Source organism: Thioclava dalianensis, assembly GCF_000715505.1.
In the GTDB taxonomy this organism is placed as follows: Bacteria; Pseudomonadota; Alphaproteobacteria; order Rhodobacterales; family Rhodobacteraceae; genus Thioclava; species Thioclava dalianensis.
Genome location: NZ_JHEH01000078.1, coordinates 1 through 3292, shown reverse-complemented (window position 1 = coordinate 3292; position 3292 = coordinate 1). Strand labels below are relative to the sequence as shown.

The 3292-nt window shown below is 61.7% G+C and carries 4 protein-coding genes and 1 pseudogene; 3 read left to right on the top strand and 2 right to left on the bottom strand.

Going from position 1 to position 3292, the window contains the following annotated elements; all coding sequences use genetic code 11:
* Positions 1 to 29 precede the first annotated feature (29 nt).
* Positions 30 to 680 (top strand): annotated as a pseudogene (locus DL1_RS22200) (hypothetical protein); the annotation flags it as partial.
* A gap of 91 nt (positions 681 to 771) precedes the next feature.
* On the opposite strand, the gene DL1_RS20460 reads toward DL1_RS22200, so the two are convergent.
* Positions 772 to 1278: a PIN domain-containing protein gene (locus DL1_RS20460; protein ID WP_028095402.1), complete on the bottom strand. Its 507-nt coding sequence runs from the start codon at positions 1276 to 1278 to the stop codon at positions 772 to 774.
* Positions 1275 to 2396, bottom strand: coding sequence for a helix-turn-helix domain-containing protein (locus DL1_RS20455; RefSeq protein ID WP_028095403.1), 1122 nt, complete (start codon positions 2394 to 2396; stop codon positions 1275 to 1277). Before DL1_RS20455 ends, DL1_RS20460 begins: the two co-directional genes overlap by 4 nt.
* 67 nt (positions 2397 to 2463) lie before the next feature.
* Here DL1_RS20455 and DL1_RS20450 point away from each other — a divergent pair, with 67 nt between their 5' ends.
* Positions 2464 to 2688 carry a DUF2188 domain-containing protein gene (locus DL1_RS20450; protein ID WP_028095404.1) on the top strand — a complete coding sequence of 75 codons (225 nt, stop codon included), beginning with the start codon at positions 2464 to 2466 and terminating at the stop codon, positions 2686 to 2688.
* 18 nt (positions 2689 to 2706) lie between these two features.
* Positions 2707 to 2916, top strand: coding sequence for a hypothetical protein (locus DL1_RS20445; protein WP_028095405.1), 210 nt, complete (start codon positions 2707 to 2709; stop codon positions 2914 to 2916).
* The last annotated feature ends 376 nt before the right edge of the window (positions 2917 to 3292 follow it).

Below are 3292 nucleotides of genomic sequence, written 5' to 3'. Positions count from 1 at the left end.
ACAAGCCGCGTCAATAACTTGACGATGCCGGATGGGCTGTTCGGCGCCTGACAGGCGGTCCCGGACCGAAAGCTGACTTGGCCGCCTTCCTGGATCGCCGCGATCCCGAGAACACAGAAGATTGCGCTGAGCGTTTCGAAGATCGCGCGGGCGGATGGTTGGACGTAATGGCTGCAGCAGCCGAGCTCCACCCAATCACGCGGGCTTGCATGGGCTTTCATCTCTGGAACCTGGCCGGCCTCGGACAGCACGGTGACCAGATGGAAGCCGCCGTCACCGCGTCCAGGATCGCGGCCAGCGATGGAAGCGGCGCCATCTTCGCACCGCTCGCCATGGGCGGGGCAGGGGGGCTCCGTGTTAGTGGCCCGCCGGTCGATCGCCTCGCTCGCTGGCTTGAGGGAATGGCGACGTCGTGCCTGACTGCGATGCGTTACCTAGATGACATTGAGTCTTGGTTTGTGCGGGCAGAAACCGAAATGTCGCCGCTCTCGGGTAAGACCCCTCCGGCGCTGCTCGCCACACTTACGGAATGGCCACTCGTTTCTGCGCCAATGGCCGAGGCCATTACAGGCGCCAGTCGAACTGCCGTTCAGCGCAACCTTGCTTGGATGGAAGCGCGAGGGCTAATCCGTGAGGTAACGAGACAAGGGCGCTATCGGATGTGGTGCACCGCGAACTGAATGCTGCTGATGGGATTTCCGAATTCCTTGACGCACTTCTGTCCTCCATAGACCTATGCCCAGAAGGTGAGATGATCGGCAATCTCTGCAGCTATGCGCTGAGACGGCGCAGCCGCTTGTCGATCTCAGCCACGGGCAGGAAGACAGCATCATCCGCGCGCCAGACCTGCAGCGCGGAGATGAGAAGCTCGACCTCGCAGACACCGGCCGCGTGCAGTTCGTCAATGATCCAGAGTACGCCATGAACGCGCACGGCGCGGGCGGTGGCCACCTTGCGCAGCAGGTTGTCGCCGGTCAGGAGGATACCGTTCTCCTGGCAGGTTGTCGTCACGAGGGCGAAGCAGTCGTTGGCCGACAAGCGGCTATGTTCCCGCTTCAGTGCGAAAACCCGCGCGACCTCTTCGCCCGGCAGATCATAGGTGGCAAGGCCACCATCTTCGAGCATCCGCCATTCCTGCGCCGTGAAGTCGAGGAGCTCCTCCTCACGGATGGGCAGGGGCACGATGAACCGATAGGGCAGCCGCAGCAGGACGTGCAGCAACTCTCCCTTCTTCAGGTCGATCAGGCAGGACGCATCATTGACGACGATACAGGTCACTGGTCACGCGGCCCCCTGATGTCACGTTCGACAACGCTCAAAGGGAGCCCGAGCATCTGGGCAGCGCGAACAGGCGAAATCAACTCCTCGCCGAGCGCGCGCCAAACGAGGCGCTCGAAGCGTTGCGGCTTCTCGAAGGCCGCGAAACCCTCACCGGGACCGATAGGCTCCGGCTCTTCGCGCCGCCAGCTTCGCGCATAGGTCTTGAACGCATATTCCACAGCGCTCTTCGACAGAATGCCCACTTGGCCGAGCCGCACGAGCATCGCGGCGGCAGAGACTCCGTAGGTGCGCTTGAGCCGCATGATCTCTATCCAGGTCATGCCGTGCCGGTTCCGGCCAGCTTCCTCTTCCAGATGCTCGCGCGGGATAAGAAACGCCCCCGCGAAGCGGTGCATGGACGGCTCCTTTTTCAGCGCGACATTGCCGGTCTCGATGATGATCCGATGCGCGAGCTCATGGGCGAGGTTGAAGCGCTTGCGCTCGACGTTGGTGTGCCGCGAGACGACGATCACCTCAGTCGGTGCACCTTCCGCCCGCTCAACATGACAAGCCAGCCCGTTGATGCGCTCAGGTAGATCGGCCTCGATGACCTTGAGCCCCTTGTCTTCGAGCAGGGCGGTCATGCTTGGGATGGGGTCGATCCCGAGCTTCCACTCGCGCCGCACGTCCCGCGCTTTGGCGTCGATGGCCTCTTCATCGGCTACCATGTCCACGCGCAGCGCGGCGAACGGGTCTTCAGCCGGATGCAGGTCGAGGATGTCCTCGATGGCGAGATAGTCTTCGAGCTTCTCGATCACGATGGCTTCCGCCATCGCGCGATCCTGCGCCGAGGCAGTCGAGTTCTTCCGCCACTCGACGCTTTCCAGAGCTTCGACCTGGCCACCGACAAGAAAATCCAGCGACACGCCGAGCGCCTTTCCGAGGCCGACCAACACCGACGAGGACGGCATCATCTTGTCCGCTTCGTATTTGCTGATGGCCTGCGCCGACACGCTTGGGGTCACGCGGTCGGCGAGAGCTTGCATGGATAGGCCAGCCCGCTTGCGGGCAAGCCTGAGCCTTTGTCCGAACATGGTCCTCTCCCGGCGGTTGTTGTTTTGGTTGATAAGCGCCATTTCCTAATCTATAATTAAACACAAGGTTGGCAGAATCGTCAACCGAAATCGACATATGGAGCTTAAAATGTCTAAGAAAAATCAGCATGTTGTGCCGCATCAGGGCGGTTGGGCAGTGAAGGGGGCGGGCAACTCCCGCGCGTCTTCCGTCCATGGCACGCAGCGCGAGGCCATCGCGGCCGCGCGAGAATCCGCCATGCGCCAGGGCAGCGAGATGCTGATCCACGGCGAGAACGGTCGCATCCGCGAGCGTAACACCTACGGCAACGATCCCTTCCCTCCGAAGGGCTAACAGAAAAGGAACGACGCGATGGCTCGCATCGAAATGCGGTTCAATGGCCGCAAGATCGCCTCTGCCGCCCAGCTTCAGCGTGAGCTGACGCGCAGCATGGAGAAGCACGTTGAAGACAGCCTCAAGAAGGCTGCCGGTCCCGGCGTGCGGATGAAGAAGACCCGCGAAGGCTACAGCTTCGAGGGCTCGCCCGAGCAGATCGAGCGCATGAAGAAGCGGCTGCGCTGACGTGGCCGTCGAAGCCGCCCACAGCGACTTCACCTCCCCAACTGGATTGCCCCTTCGGCTGGCAATCATCAACTCCGGTCGCTGAACCGCCGCTTGTAGCGGGAGACGGGAGTCCTTTCTCAGGCAACCGCCGTTCATACGACATTCAGGCCATCCCTTCCGGCTTCGGCCCCTCGGATAGGAAGGCACATGGCTTCAAGCCGATGCAGTGCTTCAAGAACTCACTGCGCGACCACACCGGCTATTGCGCCCACAATCTGGCTGAAGTCGAGCTTGATTGGCCAACTGAGTGAAAGTCACCGCGCAATCTCGCCAGCAAACACCGCCCGTCCGTGCACCGCCAAAGTTGCTGAAAACCTCTGGCACCCAAACTTGC